Raw genomic sequence first — 19883 nt, 5'->3', positions numbered from 1 at the left:
CAGGGATTTTACAACTCTGTTAATAACATCATCTAGTTTCTTGATGGAGGCAATTGAGTATATGGAGAAAAGAATGAGCAAGAAACTGAACAGAAGGATTAAATTTTCATTTTTTTAAATTTATAATATTATTTTGTGATTGGAGATGTAAATATGCAAGAGATTGTAAAAAACATATTCCAGATTGATGACTTGAGAATAATCAACTTAAGTGAACACGATGATGTATTAAGAAAGATAATGACTGCTTATTTGAAGGAAATTGAGATGATCTCTAAAATGGACGACAAGCAGTTGGAAGATAGTTTGGCTGATTCATCAGAATTAACGGATAAAAATAAATCTGAATTTAATTTTTATCTATCCAATTTATTGTACATAAAACAATCATATTTCATTGATAAAAAAGAACAAGAGGAAACTAACAAAATAGATTTGGAAATTCTAAAAAGCTTGAGGTTAGAGGAGTTAACTAATGTAGAGGATTTCGACAATGGAACTAACATTGAGATTAAATTTGATATAATTAGGGAGGTAATTAGGAATAAAACTGAAGAGAATGAGAAGTGGAGTGAATATAACGTAGTAAGTACAATTTCAAACTCAATAGGTTTACCAGAATCAAGCATAAAATTTATTTCCAATTTAAGTGAATACATTGATTTCGTTTCAGAGTTAACAGTTAATTTTGTCTCAAGAGGACAAAAAGATTGTACATTCAATTTATTACCTTCATTACATAGAAGATACAAGAAAGATTACGAGATTCATTCAGATATATATGAAGGTGCTTTTAAGCAAAAAATTATTTACTATGACAAAGAAATAAAGCATAAATCTGACGAGGAACTAAGGGCAGAAGGTCAACATTTTGGATTGCCGACAGACTATTTAGATTTTACAGAAGCACACTTAATATCATTGTTATTTGCAATTGAGGATTATAATTATTCAACACAACATTCAATTGTCTATTTTATCGATTCCCTTGCATATAATACTGACACAGTAGGGCAAAGAGAAAAGTTAATAGACTATTCTATTCCATCAGTTATTGAAAATATGAAAAGATATGCTTCAAGATCATATTTTATAAAGCTTGGAAACTCAAATGAAAGAATTCATTTTCAAAAAGGATGTTTTTTAAAGGTTTCTGCCCAAGACAAAGAAGAGTTTGGTAAAAAGTTATATGATCATTGTAAAGTGGTGATTATTAACAAAGAATATAAAAAGGAAATCCTCAAGGAATTGTTTAATTTAGGTATAACGTTTGAAAATATATATCCTGATAAAGACAATGTGGTTAAATCAATAAGGTTTCATTATGAAGAGTTGCAAGGGGGAAACAAATAGTGAGTAATAAATTTAGGGATTCAATAAAAAATATTCAAGCAAACCGACCGCTTATATCCGTTCAAGATATAGTTACATTTATTGATAAGGGAGAAAAATATTTAAAATTATCAGTGGAAGATATGAATGAAGAGAAGGTAATGGAAGTTTTACAAGGGATAGTACTAAGTCCAGACTATCAGCGTACATATCGTTCATCAACTAAAGAAGAAAGTTCTATAATAGAATCGTTGTTAGTAGGAATACCTATTCCCGAAGTGTTTTTAGTCATATCTGGACAAAATGACGCTCAAATAAGACATGTTATGGATGGACAGCATCGACTAAATGCAATTTATAGATATATTAATAATAAGTTCCCGCTTAAGAACCTCGATATTTTAGGAAATGATCCATTTTATGAGAACAGGACTTTTTCTGAACTTGAAAAAAAAGATAAGATAAAAATATTAGCGAGTCATTTATCTGTATTGGAGTTTGAAAGCTTTGAAGATCCTGAAATTGAAATAGAACTATTTAAACGATATAACAGGAATACGAAACCATTAGAAATTCAAGAGATTGAAATGGCTACATATTTTTCTGAAACTAGTAAATATATTAGTAGGTTTATTAACATATTAATCGAAGCGAATGAGAAAGATGAATTAAATTTTAATAAAGAATCAAATGAATTGAAGCTACTTCGTATTTATAATATAACAAAATCACGTAATGATAAGCAAAAAAATCATCAAGAGCTGTGTATTATATTTAGTGTAATAGAAAGCGGGCTTCAAGAAGATGTAAGGGATGGAGTTACTGCATCCCAAAAATTTTTAGAAAGGAAATCTGTTAAATATAAAAATAATGAGAATGAGAACCTAGAATATTTACAACAAGAATTTATAAAATTCAATAATTTTCTACTTAAAATATCCGAAAAAATAGAATACCCCTTTTCAACAAGTATGATCTCTGAAGACAAACAGCGACAGAGTAAATTTTTAATGGGGGTATCTATAATTTTAGCTGCAATCTTTCATTACTTTGATATAGATATTGAAAAGGAAAGTCTAGTTGAAGAAATTAAAGAAGTAATATCTCATTCTCCTATTGCAGATATAGAATATAAAGCATCAACTACGAACATGAAGAATACTATGAACTATTTATTTATAAATAATAAAATACACAACCTCCCGCTCTCATCTTTAAGTCTGAAAGAAGAGAAGGTAGAGGAAATAAATTCGTTTATCCAAAGGAATAGCACTCTTATTTAGAGCCTCTTTAGATAGGTCTTTAGCATTAATGGAAAAAGATAACATATCTTAATTCCCACAATATGGTATAGTATCTAAGTAAGCAATTTAGGGGAGGGTGAATTTATTTTGTATAATATCTTTATTAGTGGGTCAAAACCATTTGAAAAACCTTTACTACTTTACGTCGATAATTCCAATATTTTTATTGAAGGACAAAGACTTGCCGCTCATAAAGGTGAATCTCGCTTTGATTTGCGGATACACTTTTCTAATTTCCTTTATATGGTTTCTAAAGGGACATTTGATTTTTCGGAGGTTGTATGGGGAGGAAGTACACCTCCTGAGAGCGATAAAGTATGGAAAAAATTGAGAAAAAAGGGAATTAAGCCGGATCTAATTCAACGCTCTTCTGAAGGGGAAAGCGAGACCGTAGATCATATACTTCAGTTAAGCATGCACCGACATACAAGAAAGTATAAAAAAAATAAGGGAACAATTCTACTCTGCACAGGAGATGGGAAAGGATACAATAAAGAGGAAGGTTTTTTATATGATATTAAAGGTTTGGTTGAAGAAGGTTGGGAATTTGTATTATTTAGTTGGACTCATTGTTGTCACGACGAATTGAGGGAATTTGCAAAGCAAAAAGGAGTTTATATTGGTTTGGAGTTTTTCTATGACCAGATCACCTTTATTAAGAATGGAAGACGGTCAAATAAAGTTGATCTAGGTATCTATAATAGTCTAAGGATTGATAAAAAAGAGTCTCTTCAATAAGATATTTAATAAAAATGGCCTGCTTAAAGATTACAACTCAATCCTGAGTCCAGTGGAATTTAGATCTAATGCTAAGGTCTGTCTATAATTTTGTGTAAACTCATTTATAAGGAATCTCCCTTAGGGAGATGATTCAGGGTAAATGTGGCCCATTCGATCTGGATAGAAGACAGATAGCTGGAGAAGAATTTGTCCCCAATTCTGAACACGATCTGTCCACTTTCGTGTGACATTCATCGTGATGACATAAAACATCTTTAGAGGAGCATCATCTGTCGGGAAGATGCTCTTTCTCTTCGTCACCTTTCGTAATTGACGATGATAGTTTTCGATGATATTGGTCGTATAAATAAGTTTTCCAATCTCTGGCGGGTACTTGAAAAAGGCGGCAAGCTCCTCCCAGTTATTGCGCCAGGAGCGGAGGATGAGGGGATATTTGCTGCCCCACGTTTCTTCAAACCGATCCAGTTCCATGAAAGCCATTTCCTCTGTCGCTGGCACCTTTTTAAAATGCTTGTAAGAAACATAACGGGTTGAATCAAAACTTAGCGGATTCATTCTCTCCAATCCACATGCCCAGTACATCCTTCATCCCATCCAGATCAATCCCGATGACAATGTAAGCTGCTTTGTTGATGAACGCGCCATCTTGCTTCACTTTGAATTGAATCGCATCTAAATAGACGACTGCGTAGATGCCCTGGAGCGGACGATTCTGCCACTCCTTCACCAAAGGGAGGATCTTGTTCGTCACGTTGGAAATGAAAGTTGGGGAGACTTCTACACCGTACAATTGCTGCAAATGATCCTGAATCTCGCGGATACTGACTCCTTTGGCATACAGGGCGATGATTTGATCTTCGATTCCGTTTACATTTGACTGATGCTTCTTGACCACGATCGGATCAAATTCACTTTGGCGATCCCGAGGGATCGTAATCTCCTGTTCTCCATATTCACTTATGATCTTCTTTTTGCTTTTGCCATTGAGGCTATTTCCTGTTTGTTTGCTCTTTACATCATGCTTTTCATAGCCCAAATGCTCGTCCATTTCCACTTCCATCTCAACCTTTTTCCTACTTCTATTAATCGGATTAGAAGTTTACACAATCTAGTTTACAGACTCAAACAATGGATTTATCGTATACTTTGATAATGCCTCTACAATTGCCCACCTCACTTTCATTTTCTTTAATACGTTATACCGAGACGCAATACGTTGACCCGTACATACTTAATGGTAGTCAAAAAAAGGCTGGGAAATAGAGAAACTGTATTACCATTAGCGAACATTCGTTTGACTAAACTAATAGAAGTGGAATATAATACCCTTAGAAAGTTAAATAAATAACTTAACTCTTTCGGAGGGTTATCTATGTATTTGATAAGTAAGGATAAAGTAAGAGCTACAATGAAGAAGGCGGGTATTTCATCACAGAAAGAACTCGCCGAGAAGTTGGACATTACAAAAAATCAACTTTCTATGCTGCTATCCCCCAAGTTCGACCCTATTAAATCAAATGCTAGGAGATTATGTGAAGTGTTGAATGTGCCTTTGGATGACATCGTAGTTAAAGAACAACTAGAAATGTATTTGACCAAAGAAAAATTGGATATTGATGAGGAACTATTACTTGAGAACGATGATGACTCAATAGATTTTATAGACGTAAGAAACACAGTTCCAATCAAGAAATATAATGTGGTGGAATTGTTTGCGGGTGCTGGTGGTCTTGCTTTAGGACTAGAAAGTGCTGGATTTGAAACATTAGGTCTTGTAGAAGTTGATAAAAATGCATGCCAAACACTGCGAACTAATAGACCTCAATGGAATGTAATTGAGGAAGATGTAATTAAAGTAGCATCATCGGGAATTCGTCAATATCTAAAAACTGATTGCGAGATTGACTTGCTTTCGGGAGGATATCCTTGTCAGGCGTTTAGCTATGCTGGAAAGAAAATGGGTTTAGATGATATTAGAGGAACGATGTTTTATTATTATTCGATGATATTGCAAGAGTTAAAGCCTAAAATGTTCCTTGCGGAAAATGTTAGAGGACTTGTTAATCATGATAATGGAAGAACACTAGAAACGATGTTGAAAGTATTTTCAGATATGGGATATGTGGTAAAATGGAAAGTTCTAAGCGCGTTAAACTATGATGTAGCTCAAAAGAGAGAACGAATTGTAATTGTTGGTATTAGAAGGGACTTGGTTGAATCTAAAAATATTAGCTACAAGTTTCCTGAGTCATATGGTCGCACCCTAGTTCTAAAAGATGTTCTTAAAGATGTTCCCAAATCTGACGGAGCAAGTTACCCCGAGTCAAAGAAAAAGTATTTGGATTTAGTACCAGCGGGGGGATATTGGCGGGATCTTCCTGATGGCTTAGCAAGGGAATACATGGGAAAGAGTTACTTTTCCGGTGGGGGAAGAACAGGTATGGCTAGGCGTTTATCTTGGGAAGAGCCTTCGCTGACATTAACATGCTCCCCTGCGCAGAAGCAAACTGAAAGATGTCATCCTGATGAGACACGTCCGTTTACCGTTAGGGAATACGCGCGGATTCAGAGTTTTCCTGATAGTTGGGAGTTCGAAGGATCTACGGCTAACCGCTACAAACAAATTGGTAATGCAGTCCCAGTGAGCTTTGCTAAAGCAGTTGGCCTTTCAATTGTTGAAGTTTTGAACCAGATATAAATAAAATGAGAGGAGGAATCCTCCTCTCATTATTCAAATGCTAGTATTTAAGTGAAACTTCAATTTGTTTTGCCAAGCTGTTAATGACTTCTTCAACTAGCGCTGTGCCATCTGTCTCAGTTGCTACGTCCCCAATAGCATCCGTGATTCTATCGTAAAAGTTAATATGCCCCGTTAAGCGATTCCAAAAGTCAGTACCTACATAAACGGGATGCTCTCTTTGCAGTCTTTTGTAATGCCCACTTAATTCATTAGGGTGACCATAGAAGACTCCGACGATTAAATCATTAATGCCAATATTAAGATTGTTAGTACGTGCAAGATTTTTAACACCTGTGAAATGATTGATTATCGTGTATACATCATCTGCATTGATCGTATTAGTCCCAGCCTTTACTTGGCAGTATTTCCTTTTACCATCTAATTTGTCGATGAATTCTATATCGATCCCGGAGGTTGTAGATGCAAAGCCTTCCAAAACTTCGCTGCAAAACTTTTGAAGCTTATTTCCGAATATCGTATTTATTGAAGTGCCTATTATCCTAGGGTACACTAATGCCTTTGCTATGCTGATTGCTTCAATATTTCCAGTTATAAAGCTGGCTTTATATTTATCTAAAAATGGGTTTAGTCTAAATGCCTTTAGGTCTCTACACTCTTCAGTCTTTTTAATATGATTGGGTACAATTTCTGTTCTGAAAAAATCTTTAGCATTCTCAATGATTTGATTTAGCACATCTTCGCCAAGTACCGATTGGTTATCTACTGTCATTTTCATAATCTCCCATCTCTTTTGGGCTTTGAGAATATATTACCATAAAAACACCTACTTCAGAACTCCCCCATTTAAATACACGAAGTTGTCCAATAATTTACATTTAAAGATTCTCCTCATTTATTCAATGTATAGTGAGCTTTATATTTATAGTAAAAACAAAAGCAGATTAACAGAGGTCACATAATCAGAGCAAAGTGTATAGTGGAGGATTCTTAAGGTTTGGCAGAACTGGGAGCAGGTTCGACAGAATTCTTCAGCCGAACTTAGATTTATTGGATTGCTACCAATGTTTGTCTAGATGACCCGGGATTGCTATGCTTCGGCATTTCCTCAAAATCAATAAAGTAAAAATGGGCATGTCCATCATTGATCCTAGACTAACCGATGATTTTGCCGTAGCTTGAACGTCTATACTTATGAATCTCAAAATTCATTTCATCCAAATGGAGGAGGAACAGGGTATGAAAATCAAGCTTACGCCGTATATCACTTTGGAGGGACGAACGAAAGAAGCCATTTCGTTCTATGAAGAAGCCATCGGTGCCGAGGTGCTGTCCATCATGACTTACGGAGATATGCCAGACATGCCAAATACGTTCACGGACGAATTAAAGAGTCTGGTGGCACATGCCACACTGAAAGTGGGAGAATCAGAGCTCATGCTCTCCGATTCACCTGGTGGTACACCAATGGACAGTGGGAAGCGGGTCACGATTTGCATCACAACCAATAACGTCGAACAATCAAAACGCATCTATGAAGCCTTGCGGCAAGAGGGGCAAGTCAATATACCGTTTGGGGAGGAATCCTTCAGCCCCGGCTTTGGTGATGTGACAGACAAGTTCGGTGTAACCTTTCAAATTTATACCGCGTGTTGAAGGTAAGCCTCTTGGTAAGCATAAGGCGAACCATTCGGAATCGATTGGACGAGTTCTCTCACAGGAGGACTCGTTTCTTGTTTATGTGCAGGTCTAATCATGGGCAATGATGGATCGTGGATCTAGTAGCGATATCCATAATTTGATATACTTTGGATATGACGGTTACATAGAAATAGAAGAAGAGTTTGAAAAGATGGCTAGGCAATATATCGACTCCTGTTCACGCAACAGGCACCCAGGGACTCCTGCAGGGAGCTTCTGACAGACGAATTGGCAACAGGAGGACTGCGCAACCATGAATGAATCTCGCGATACAACCTTAAGTGCTTTCATGAAATCCAGCAGGATCGATACGTCTCTCTTTTTTTCAATGGCGATGCAGCTGGTCGAACGGGTACAAGAGCGGCACCAGTCTACTCCCATTCCTCATGGGATTAATCCCGACACCATCGGAGTTGTAGTCAACGGCGAACAGGTGACGCTGCGGTGGATAGATGAGTCACAAGAGCATGCTGAACAAGCATACGCATATATGTCTCCCGAGCATGCAGGACGCATGTTCAGACAGCCTGATCATCGCAGTGATTTATACGGGATCGGGGTTCTGTTCTATGAATGGCTGACAGGGGAGACGCCGTTCAAGGCCCATTCGTTAGGCGAATGGATGCATGCCCATATGGCGAAGCTTCCAGTTCCGGTCAGCGCAAGGCAGCCGCAGGTTCCGGGTATGGTCAACGACCTCGTGATGAAGCTGCTCTCCAAGTCGCCGGAGGATCGGTATCAGAGCGCGTACGGTCTCCTGGACGATCTGAGAAAAGGCTCGGAAGCATGGCGGGCGGAAGGGACGATCCATCCGTTTCCGTTAGGAAGTCTGGACGCACGAAGCAGCTTGCGTCTGCCCGATAAGCTAGTAGGTCGAGCTCGGGAATGGCAGCAGTTGGTAGAGGTGTACGACCGCTCCACGCGAGGCTCCAAGGAACTGCTCTTCATCGGTGGGCATACGGGAAGCGGGAAATCTGCTCTTGTCCAGGCGTTCCGAGACTACGTATGGCAACGTGACGGCTATGGTGTCGTTGGGAAATGTGAGCCGCTTCAGGAATCTAAACCTTATGCCCCGTTCATTACGGCTATAACCGAGCTGATTCGGCAGATAGTAGCAGGCGGAGAAGAACAGGTGCAGTCATGGAAAGCGAAGCTGTCTCGTGCGGTAGGGCAGAGCGGGAACGTGCTTACGCATGTCATGCCCGAACTGTCCTGGTTGCTAGGTAAGCCAATGCCAGTCGAGCCGTTGTCGCCTGTGGAAGCGACGAACCGATTCCGAAGACTATTTGCCAACGTCATTCAGGCGTTCGCTGACGAGAAGCATCCACTTGTCATAGGACTGGATGACCTGCAGTGGGCGGATTCCGCTACGCTTCAGCTGCTTGCCGAGTTATGGCATCATAGCTCATTGAAGCATGTGATGATCATCGGCACGTATCGAGATCATGAGGTGAACGAAGAGCACAGGCTCCACGAACTGTTCTTGGACACGCCCGAATCCGCTGTGGCCCCGATCGGTGTGATGCATATACAAGGCCTCAGCTATCCGGAAGTTCTTCGGTATCTATCTGATATGCTTCAAACTGAGGCGGAGGAGATCCGACCGTTCGCCGATGTGCTGTATCCGCAAACGGCTGGCAATCCGTTATATCTAAATGAGATGGTTCAAACCTGCCACGAACGAAGCTGTCTCTATTTCAATGCGGAACGAATGGGCTGGGAGTGGGACTTGCCAGCCATGCAAGAGATGGTCGGCTTCCAGCATGTTGTGGATCTAATTCGGAGCCGCATACATATGCTTCCCGAAGCCACCCGCCGGGTGTTGGGTTGGGCAGGTTGCCTGGGCGCTTCCTTTCCATTGGAGAAGCTCTCGCTCGTTACGGGGCAGAGCACCGAACGTGTGATGGACGTTCTGTTGCCAGCCGTGAGCGAGGGTTGGCTGGTAGTGGAACAAGGCCGGATGAGGTTCCTCCATGATCAAGTGCAGCGGGTTGCGTATGATCTGATTTCAGAAGCGGACAAGCAGCAGGTTCATCTGGACATCGGGCGGTCGCTGCTGAACGCATTCGGTACGGATGCCGAAGATGAGCATCTATTTGAGATCGTGCATCACCTGAATACGGGCCGTGTCCACATGACGGAATTCGCGGAAGCAGAACGATTAGCACGCCTGAACCTGCGGGCCGGGAAGAAAGCGAAAGCCTCCGCTGCGTACGGACAAGCATCGGAACTACTGACGATCGGGGCGCGGTTGGTAGAGCGTGCGGGATGGCATGGACTGGACGCCCTGTATGCCCAGCTGGTGCTGGAGCGAACGGAATGTCTGTATTTCGGCGGCCACATCGATCAAGCCGAGACGGATTTGCGCCAGCTGCTTCAGCATACGGAAGCCTTGCCCGTTCGTGCACGCATTTATGCGACCATGGTCATGATGTATTCGTTCCATAAGAGGATGGAAGAGGCGGCGGCCACTGCACTCGAAGCGATGAATGAATTCGGATTTTCCATCCCGATATCCACGTCACGTTCCGCGATGCTCATCGAAGTTGCACGTACCCAACTCGCCCTTGCGAACAAACGCATGCAGCTTAGCGAGTTGCCGAACAATGACGATGCGAGACATCAGGCATTGTCTGAGATCGTGATGGTCTCTGCATCGGTAATCTATGTGGTCAACCCGCAATTAGCGGTGGTCTTGTTCGCGAAGTACGTCCGATTGTCGCTGCGCCAGGGCCTCGGTGATGCGTTCTCCATCGCACTGGGCTCCTATGCGATTACGCTGGCATTCGGACTGGGAAGCCACAAGACGGCGCTGCAACTTGTGGAGACCGCCTGGCACTATGCTGAGCAGTCGGACCGCCTTCTGCTGAAAGGCAAGATTCAAGTGATTATGGCCCTGGTGATGCAATATGCGCATCCGCAACAAGTAGACGCGCTCTTTGAGCAGGCCGGACAGATGAGCATAGAATGCGGGGATTTAGTGAATGCAGGGAACGCCATAGCTTGCCATTTGATTGTTTCTGACCTCAACTTGAGGCGATTGGACCAAATGTGCAAAGCCTATGAAGAACCGTACGGACAAGTGCTGGATGAAATCACGCTGCGTGTGTTACATATTGCGAGGAGATACGTGGAACGGTTGCAACATGACGCCGGGGACGACAGTCTCGTATTCAACATCCCGAACATGCCGGAAGATGTGCCGGGCCTGGAAGACGCCTGGAGTAGTGAAGAAAAGGGAAACTGGTTCTATTTCTACACGTGTAAACTGGAAGTGGCCTTCCTCTATGGCCGTTATGCAGAGGCGGTTGCGCTCGCCGAGAAGGCCCGCATGTTCGAGAAAGAAATCATGGTAACCGTGAACCAAAAGTATGTGTTCTACTACGCGCTTGCGATGATGGCCATGTATAGAGACAGAGCAGAGCGCTGGAACAGAGAGCATCGCACAAAGCTGCGTCCGTTCATGAACCGCATGAGGAAATGGTCGAATGTATCGCCGAACCGAACCCTGGCCAAATACCGGATCATGCAGGCGGCGTACGCCAGCTTGCATGGCCAGGATGAGAAGGCGCTAAGACTGTACGATCAAGCGATCGAGGAAGCGCAGCAGGCAGGGGAATGCCGGGATGAAGCGATTGCCGCAGAGCTGGCTGCGGGTGTTTATTTGCGAAGGAATGAGAGGGATCGGTACGAAGCATACCTGCAAATAGCGGGGGAGGCCTACGATAAATGGGGCGCATCCGGAAAAGTAAAGGCCTTGCAGGATCGCGTTCCCTCTCTTGCTTCCCTTGCATCTCTACAGAGCGCAACCACCCACCCAAAGGCGAAGACTGAAACGCACTCCACAGCAGCGGCACGCCAAGATACGAGCCTGAGAAAGGATCTCGATATGGAGATGCTGCGGCAGATCTCTCAAAGCCTGATTCCCTATCCGTCAGAGGTGGCCATGTCAGCGACATTTCTGCAACTGGCGCTGCATACGGCTGGTGCAGAGAGAGGACTGGTTCTGTTCGCGGATTCGGGTGAACTGCTCATTCATGCCCAGCAGGAGATGAATGATGCGCAGGAAGCGCTGACACAAGAGAGCCGCTATTCGGCTTCTGTCGTGCAATACGTCCACCGGACGAAGGAATCTGTCGTAGTAGGGGAGGCTGGGCAGAGCCTGTTCGCAAGTGAGGCATACATTCAACATCACAAGCCGCGTTCGATTCTGTGTATGGCGATTCGAGATGCCGATCACCGGGAAGGTGTCCTGTACCTGGAGAACAATTTAACGGCGAATGCCTTTACCGAAGATCGGGTGGATATGCTGGAGCTCATCTTCTCGCGTATGGTGTATGCGGAACATAAGCAATCTGGAGATCGAAGTACCGATTTACCCAAGGCACCGAACTCGAAAGAGCCATCCCCACTCGTCGAATCGCTGACCAGCCGGGAAATGGAAATTGTCCATCTGATTGCCGAAGGCTTATCGAATAAACAGATCGCCTTGCGCTTGGACATCACGGAAGGCACGGTTAAATCTCACGCGAACAATATTTATGGCAAGCTGCAAGTGAACAAACGGGTGCAAGCGATAAAAAAAGCAAGAGAGCTTCAAATCGTCGAATAAATGCATCTGCTCTTTGCGGGTACAGGCTGTGACTGATTTTCGAATCGGTTGCAGTCTTTTTTTGTTGTCGAAAGCCGATTAGCCCTGCCTGGTTCAAGAAGTTTATGTCGAATCTCTAACTTTCGTTAGATGTTTCACAGGCATGAGACCGTTAAAATAAGCACATAAATGTGACGTTATCAGGGGAGGGCTGGACTTGAAAAGATGGGTTAAACGCTACATGAGTCTATTACTTGTTTTTTGTATGGGGATGTCGTTGCTGCCCGCTCATGCATGGGGTGCTACTACGAACGGGGTAGACGCATCCGGACCGGGGCAGGTCCAATCAGATCCGCAAATAAACTGGCACGAGGTCACATCAGACACGTTGACGGAAGAGGAAACGTTTGAAGATGTGAATCCGGCAGACTGGTACTATGATGCCGTACAATATGTGCAGCAAAATGGCATCTTCAGTGGCACAGGCAATGGCAACTTCTCACCCAAAGGGACGATGACCCGTGCCATGTATATCACGGTGCTCGGGCGGATCGCAGGCGTGGATGTCAGCGCATATACAACGTCTGTGTTTACGGATGTGCAGCCAGATTCCTGGTATGGGCCTTATGTACAATGGGCCGTGGAGAAAGGAATCACCAGCGGGACCGGTGATCATACGTTCTCGCCAGACAGCACGGTTTCAAGAGAACAGATTGCAGCACTGACTTTGCGATATTTTGAAGTGGAGAACATTTCGTATCAAACGAACAGCAGCGTAACGACGGAACCGAGCGACATCGCCAAGATTTCGCCATGGGCCGTTGAGGCCGTGATCAAGCTCTGGCAGGCTGGCGTGCTTAAGGGAGATCAACAAGGTAATTTCAATCCCAAATCGAATGCCATTCGCGCGGAAGCGGCCGTGATCAGTATGACGAGCAACGAAGTGGTGAGGGTATGGGCAGCGCAAAACGAAGAATCTTCCCCTGAGACGCCCGCGACACCCGAAGAAGAAGACGGGAGCTCCGGCAGTGACCATGGCGGCCATACGGCACCCGTTACCTATTACTCCGTGGAGTTTGACAGCAATGGGGGTTCCGCGATCAATCGGCTTACGTATCGGAGAGGCCAGTCGCTTGGCAATCTGCCGATTCCCATAAAGACAGGGGCCATCTTTCAAGGATGGTACAAGGATGAGGAGCTTACGCAGCTATGGATCGATGGCGATCCAATCATGGGCAATTTGACGTTGTATGCGAAGTATACGGAAAGTGTCAATGAGGCGGTGCAAAGCATTCCGAGTGTAACCATACTGGATCAAGCACCGAGCTTCACCATCGGATTGAACGATGCGACAAGCAGTATGACCATCGATCAAGTGAAAGCAGGCCTCACCTTTGCTTCTCCTGCGAATCCTGATTTTGCAGGCATCGAAGTGACGGGCTCCAATGGTCAATTTACCGTTGCGGCCAAAGACGGCGCATTTGAAGAAGGAAATACGTATCAACTTACGTTAACGGACACGAATCTTTCCTATGTCGGTCAAGACAAATCGACGACCGTTTATATTTTTAGCATTGCGAAACAAGCGGTCGCCAAGCTGCCGCTAAACCCGGATATGATCTATGTACCATCCTCTGATATATCCAATATGACGCACAATGGTCAATCAGTTGCCTCTGCTTCGATTCCGGCTATTCGTGCAAGCTTGACGGGCGGCAAAACGGAACTCGGGTCGTCTGATATAACCAACGGTACTTTCCAGTATGTCGGGAGTACAAGCATTGAAGTAGGGGATACAGTCTCCATTTATGAAGGCATTCGACCTGACCAGCGTACAGCTGATACGAGCGATACCGATAACGGCGAGGTAGCGTATGTGGAGATTACGGCGAAGAGTGGACAGACCTATACATACACAAGCGCGGATTCTGCGGAGGTTCTGGTAAAACCGAACGTTCTGCCAATCAGTACCTCCTCCGATACGGACGGCGACCCAGCGAATCACTCCATCACCGTAGATCATACGATCATGAACTTTGGAGACAGCAAGTACGAACCGCTCGGACTGAGTGAGCTCACGATTGTCAGAGAAGGGGACTTTATTGCCTTTTACAATGGTGAATTCGGAAGCGAATCCAACTCTGCCGGGTATGCGAAAATTACGTCCATTACAAATGAAGGCGCGATGGATGTCATTGCCTATACCGATGCAACTTCAGCGGACATCACGAATGCGCTGGATTTCTATCAGAAACAACAGATTGATGGCGATGAGTTATTATCCGATGCCGAAGAAGCAAACTTGGAAGCACAGATTAAGCAACAAGCGATCGAAAGCGGATTTGTTCAGGAGGCAGCCAGTTACTTGTCAACAGTGGCCCTCCAAACGGACGGGTTCAAACAGCGTTATCATGAGAGGAAAGTCATGTCCGCACAAGACGGCGGGGTAGAAGTAAGTGTGGAAAATCTGACGGTGGTTCCTTCCGTAGGCAGTCAGTTGAAGCACTTCCCTGGACAGACCGGTGCCAGTGTTACCCTTCAAGTGCAGGGCGATATTGTCATCGATACGGACGAGGGAAATGATGACAGCTTCATCATCCACCTGACCAGTACATTCACACAAGAAATACGCTTTGATTTAGGGATTAACGGCGATACGCAAGTGAAATGGTATTGGTTTATTCCGGTCATTCAAGACTATACCATTACGGCCTATCTGGATGCCTATACGTATACCGGGATCAATATCACGGCGGAAATGGGCACAATCGAAAAGGACAAAGTCACCGACTGGTCGCAGGCCAGCGACGTCATCAACATCGCGCAGCAAATGCAAGCGCTGATGGATGGTGTGCAGGGTAAGGAGACATTAAGCGCCAGTACATTAAAGCAAATGTATCAAGATATTCTGGAAAACGAGACGGAATGGGTTCCGCTCCTCAGCAAGGAGCTACTGCAGAAAAAGCAACGAATTTGTTATGGGGTCATCGAGATCGAATTTACGGTGAATTTTGTCATCAGCTTGAATCCGAATATTACGCTAGGCAGTGATTTCGGTTACAAGAGTGCCAAGAGATACTCAATCACGGTGAGAGTGCTGAGTAGATCCGGCACGAGCAACACCGTAAGCTTGTCAGGGGATGGCGAGTATCATATTAAGCTCTACGTCCTCGGCACGTTGGGACTACGGGCAGGCATTCAGATGCAGCTCAAGGCAGGTCTCTTCAGTGTCGATTTGAACAGTGTCGGGTTTGAAGTGGAAGCAGGGCCTTACTTGAAGCTAATGGGATACTTCTACTACCAGCTGATCAATTCGGCGGCTACTGGCAAGCAAACCAGCTCTGCCGGTGCGATGTATTTGGAGATTGGCATTTACTTGGAGTCAATCTTCGCCGCACAGCTCGGGAATGGCGGGCTGTCTGCGCAGGTTCCGCTCTATTCCAATGAATGGCCGCTTTATTCGGTCGGTTCCCAGCTGAGTATCGATGACTTTGCCTACACCCAGGAGCAGGCCCCTGAGATCCTGATCGTGAAGAAAACGGAAAGCGAGACGTTAGCCTCGAACCTCTTCACCATGCAGGCGATGGATTTAAAGTCAGGCGAGCTGATGGAGAAGGTCTATGATCCCTCCCATTTCACATTTGAGATGACCAACCCGGCATTTACGTACGATGCGGCGAGCAATCGAATCAAGGTAGCAACGGACAAAGGGGCGGTCAATGGTGAAATGACGATCACCTGGAAGCAGGCGCCATTAGCGTTCTCTTCTGCGCCAATGAAGCGAAAAGTGCTAGTAAGCTGGATCGCAAACGACTATACGAAGTTCTTGCAATTTTATCCGGGCAACGGGGAGTCCTCCTTCCTTCTGAGAGCACAGTATAACGAGAAGATCGTAGCGCCAGCACCTCCTGTCCGCAAGGGCTATATATTTAAAGGCTGGTTCACAGAGGACGGAAGGGAATATACGATACCGGAGCGAATGCCGGAAAACCCTGAGTGGCTGTATGCCAAGTGGGACCCGAGGACCGATACGCCTTATCGAGTAGAGCATTATCTCATAGATCCAAATACAAATGCAGCTACCCTTGTGGCCACAGAGAATTTCAAGGGCACCACAGGTGAGCAGCTTGACATTTCCTCCAACAAATACGAAAGCGATGGATACGTGACGGGTTATGGAGGAGGAAACATCAAAGGGGACGGCTCGACCGTGGTGAAGGTGTATTATGAGCGGATGTATCAAAGCATGACCTTTGATTTAGGCTACAAGAATTCAGCGGGCCATGACGTGTTCGAGCGATCCATTCACGCGAGATACGGCAAAGACATCCCGACGAGTCAAGTTCCTGTTCCATCCAGACCCGGTTATACGTTCGTTCGCTGGTCGCCAGCCGTACCGAACGTGATGCCGAATGCAGATACGACCTACACGGCCATCTGGACGGTGAATCACGATACACCGTATAAGATTGTGCACTTGCTGCAGGATTTGCCGACCCTCAGCACAGATATTCACGGGAAAGTGACGTATACAGATGCCCGTACCTACACCGTAGTGGATTCGATCAATGAGAAAGGGACGACAAATGCGGAGATTCAGGCCACGTCCAAACATTTCGACGGCTTTACGTTTGACAGCAGCGTTCCGAACACGCTCACATCCAGCACCATAAGCCCGGATGGAAGTCGTGTACTCAGGCTGTACTACAAACGAAACAAGTACCAGGTGACCTTTGATGCAAATGGAGGGGCGCTTTCTTCGTACCAAAAAGAAATTCCATACGGCGCGAGCATACAGGTGCCGACAGTCGCGCGTGAATATGCGCAATTCAATGGGTGGTCGCCTGAAGTGCCAAGAACGATGCCAATGCAAGATGTTCATTTCCAGGCAACGTGGACATTCGTGGACGGTTTCTATCTGGTGTACCACACCAAAGAAAAGCTGGAGAGCGGCCAATATGATGCGCTGGACAATCCGGAAAAGCTGTATACACAAGCAGGTTCCATCATAACAGCAACGCCAAAAAGCTATGAGGGCTTTACGTATGACAGCAGTGTGAGTGGCACCGTGACATCCGGCACGGTCAATCTGGATAGCTTCAATCCGCTTCGCTTGAAGCTGTATTACAAGCGGAATAGCTACACGTTAACGTTTGATGCCAATGGCGGTGTTGGTGGTACAACCACACAGGTGAAGTATGGGGCATCCATCCTTGCATCCGATGTACCACGACCAACCGTAACGAGGGAAGGCTATCTGTTCAGAGGCTGGATTCACCCTGATCCGCCAACGATCATGCCAGCTCAGGATGTGACGTTTGTAGCGGATTGGAGTCTTGCGGCCCAGGTATCCAGCGCGACCATCGACAACACGATGCCGACGATCGGAGATACCCTTGCGGTGACGGTCGGCATGAGTGACAGCAGCTCGGCAGACGGTCAAGTCATCTACCAGTGGCAGGTCGAGACCGAAGCGGGAAGCGGAACGTATCAGAATGCGACAGGTTTGGGCCATACGACAGCCAGTTACAAAGTAACAGCAGCAGACGCAGGCAAGAAGCTGCAAGTCGTTGTAACGGGTGTAGGTCAAGCGATTGGAACGCAAACCAGTGCTGCAACCCAGCCCGTACGTGTTCCGATTACCAGTGTCGCCATCGATCAGGCACAGCCTGCCGCCGGGGACACCCTGACGGCCAATGTGACGATGGGTGATGGACAGCCCGCGGGCAGCCGCGTGACGTATCAGTGGCAAGTAGAAACGGCAGCAGGTAGCGGCATCTATACCGATGCAACCGGTACGGGCAACCAGAGCCAAGCGTACATCGCAGCAGCAGCAGATGTGGGCAAGAAGCTGCGAGTGGCGGTGACGGGTGTAAGTCCGGTGACAGGCACGCTCACCAGCACAGCCACAAGCGCGGTAGTGGTCAAGGTAACGACTGTCACGATCGATAATACGACACCTTCCGTTGGCGATACGGTTACGGCCAACGTAACGATGAGTGACAGCAGCCCAGCTGGCAGCCAAGTGACCTACCAGTGGCAAGTAGAAACGACAGCCGGCAGTGGCATTTATACCGATGCAACAGGTACGGGGAACAAGGCGGCAAGCTACACTGTTGCAGCCGCAGACGGCGGCAAGAAACTGCAAGTCGTGGTGACGGGCGTACATCCGGCAACGGGTTCACAGAGCGCAGTCACAAGTGCCGTCACGGTTCGGATCACATCTGTTGTGATCGATCAAACCGATCCTTGGGTAGGGACGACCATCTATGCGAATGTCACCATGGAGGATGGCAACCCGGCTGGCAGCCGCGTGACGTATCAATGGAAAGTGGAAACCGCACCAGCAAGTGGCGTTTATGAAGATGCAACAGGTAGTGGAAGCACAACGGCCGCATATATGGTTGCAGCCGCAGATGGCGGCAAGAAGCTTCAGGTTGTGGTAACCGGTGTGAATTCAGGCGTCGGCACCGTAAGAAGTGCAGCAACGAACGCAGCAACAACCTCTCCGGCAGATGAGTTTATCGCGAATGCAAAAGCAGCCGGACTAGCCAGTATCTCCAAAGTGTCTGGCACCGAAGTATCCATACCAAGCGACGCAACCTTGACAGCCAACTTGAGCGTCCCAGCAGGCATTACAATGACCGTCACCAGCAATCTGAGGGTTAATGCCGGAACAACGCTGACGGTGGAAGGAACCGTAAAAGTAGAAGGGATGCTAGGGGAAATCCGAAATGTCGGCACCGTTCTGGTAGAAAGCAACGGTACGGTTATCGTGAACTCAACCGTCACCAACAGTGGCACATGGACCAATCATGGCACGGTTAGCATACCGGACGGCCAGGGCGGTGTGTTGAGAGCAGAGTTTGGATCGACACTGAATGGCTCAGGCAACATGAATGTATCGGGAAGACTGGACTTCGACTTTGCCAATGTCAATCTGACTGGGAATGTGGTGTTTACCTCTTCCGCCTTACATGTCGTGAATGGCTTCTCCGTCATCAGCAGAGATCCTGCGTATCTGACCTTGTCCACGGGTGCCAGTGTGGTGCTCACGTATGTGAGCGGCAGAGCGGTATATACGTTGAATGGCAATGCGACGGTCATGGTAAATTTCAGTGTGAAAAGCAATCAGAAGTATGTGGTGGCTAGCGGGGCATCGCTTCGAGTAGCGAGCGGCAAAACGCTAACCGTCGATGCGGATGGCATCGTGATCAACGAAGGCACCGTTACGAATGACGGCACCATCACGAACAATGGTACATTCGATACCACGAACGGCACTGTGGTGAACAATGGGACCATCAACGGGACCCTCACCGGGCAATAGATTAAGGGCATTGAAAAAACCAGGAGGTCACGAATTCCACGAGCGGGAATGAGTGGCAGCCTGGTTTTTTCTACATGATGATGCTGGGTCCTCTTTGACCATAGATATGATACAATGATAGGCAAACAGACGATGAATCAAAGGAACTGATTGGTCTATCGCACCAAGGACATACTATGAAACAGA

Annotated in this window: 8 protein-coding genes and 1 pseudogene; 7 read left to right on the top strand and 2 right to left on the bottom strand. The window is 45.7% G+C overall.

The genetic code is table 11. The features are described 5' to 3' along the window. The first annotated feature begins 153 nt into the window (after nucleotides 1-153). The 3 genes from ACFSUC_RS11205 (at nucleotide 154) to ACFSUC_RS11195 (ending at nucleotide 3374) form a co-directional block, all read left to right on the top strand. Nucleotides 154-1353: an FRG domain-containing protein gene (locus ACFSUC_RS11205; protein WP_379929691.1), complete on the top strand. Its 1200-nt coding sequence runs from the start codon at nucleotides 154-156 to the stop codon at nucleotides 1351-1353. After that, nucleotides 1353-2615: a DUF262 domain-containing protein gene (locus ACFSUC_RS11200; RefSeq protein WP_379929690.1), complete on the top strand. Its 1263-nt coding sequence runs from the start codon at nucleotides 1353-1355 to the stop codon at nucleotides 2613-2615. The genes ACFSUC_RS11205 and ACFSUC_RS11200 overlap by 1 nt, the downstream gene beginning before the upstream one ends. A gap of 108 nt (nucleotides 2616-2723) precedes the next feature. Continuing rightward, nucleotides 2724-3374 carry a hypothetical protein gene (locus tag ACFSUC_RS11195; protein ID WP_379929689.1) on the top strand — a complete coding sequence of 217 codons (651 nt, stop codon included), beginning with the start codon at nucleotides 2724-2726 and terminating at the stop codon, nucleotides 3372-3374. Between the two features lie 120 nt (nucleotides 3375-3494). Here ACFSUC_RS11195 and ACFSUC_RS11190 read toward each other — a convergent pair. Then, nucleotides 3495-4437 (bottom strand): annotated as a pseudogene (locus ACFSUC_RS11190) (IS256 family transposase); the annotation flags it as partial. A 312-nt stretch (nucleotides 4438-4749) separates the two neighbouring features. Between ACFSUC_RS11190 and dcm the strand changes: the two are divergent. Then, complete coding sequence (gene dcm, locus ACFSUC_RS11185; RefSeq protein ID WP_379929688.1) at nucleotides 4750-6075, top strand: DNA (cytosine-5-)-methyltransferase; 1326 nt, start codon at nucleotides 4750-4752, stop codon at nucleotides 6073-6075. A 40-nt stretch (nucleotides 6076-6115) separates the two neighbouring features. Here dcm and ACFSUC_RS11180 read toward each other — a convergent pair whose 3' ends face one another. Then, nucleotides 6116-6847: a PmeII family type II restriction endonuclease gene (locus ACFSUC_RS11180; protein WP_379929687.1), complete on the bottom strand. Its 732-nt coding sequence runs from the start codon at nucleotides 6845-6847 to the stop codon at nucleotides 6116-6118. Between the two features lie 467 nt (nucleotides 6848-7314). Between ACFSUC_RS11180 and ACFSUC_RS11175 the strand changes: the two genes are divergently transcribed. From ACFSUC_RS11175 to ACFSUC_RS11165, 3 genes are all read left to right on the top strand, one after another. After that, nucleotides 7315-7731 (top strand): VOC family protein, encoded by a 417-nt coding sequence (locus ACFSUC_RS11175; RefSeq protein ID WP_379929685.1) that lies wholly within the window; start codon nucleotides 7315-7317, stop codon nucleotides 7729-7731. 298 nt (nucleotides 7732-8029) lie between these two features. After that, complete coding sequence (locus tag ACFSUC_RS11170; protein WP_379929684.1) at nucleotides 8030-12388, top strand: AAA family ATPase; 4359 nt, start codon at nucleotides 8030-8032, stop codon at nucleotides 12386-12388. 196 nt (nucleotides 12389-12584) lie between these two features. Beyond that, the gene (locus tag ACFSUC_RS11165; protein WP_379929683.1) at nucleotides 12585-19697 is read left to right on the top strand and encodes an InlB B-repeat-containing protein; all 7113 of its coding nucleotides are present in this window, start codon (nucleotides 12585-12587) and stop codon (nucleotides 19695-19697) included. Nucleotides 19698-19883: the final 186 nt, after the last annotated feature.

The sequence above is a fragment of the Marinicrinis sediminis genome, assembly GCF_042685085.1.
GTDB lineage: Bacteria > Bacillota > Bacilli > Paenibacillales > KCTC-33676 > Marinicrinis > Marinicrinis sediminis.
The sequence above is the reverse complement of the archived record's forward strand: the minus strand, read 5'-3'. Positions and strand labels throughout refer to the sequence as shown.

Coding starts and splice junctions, on each gene's coding strand:
- ACFSUC_RS11175 (WP_379929685.1), top strand. CDS start 7,315: ATGAAAATCAAGCTTACGCCGTATATCACTTTGGAGGGACGAACGAAA.
- ACFSUC_RS11180 (WP_379929687.1), bottom strand. CDS start 6,847: ATGACAGTAGATAACCAATCGGTACTTGGCGAAGATGTGCTAAATCAA.
- dcm (WP_379929688.1), top strand. CDS start 4,750: ATGTATTTGATAAGTAAGGATAAAGTAAGAGCTACAATGAAGAAGGCG.
- ACFSUC_RS11170 (WP_379929684.1), top strand. CDS start 8,030: ATGAATGAATCTCGCGATACAACCTTAAGTGCTTTCATGAAATCCAGC.
- ACFSUC_RS11205 (WP_379929691.1), top strand. CDS start 154: ATGCAAGAGATTGTAAAAAACATATTCCAGATTGATGACTTGAGAATA.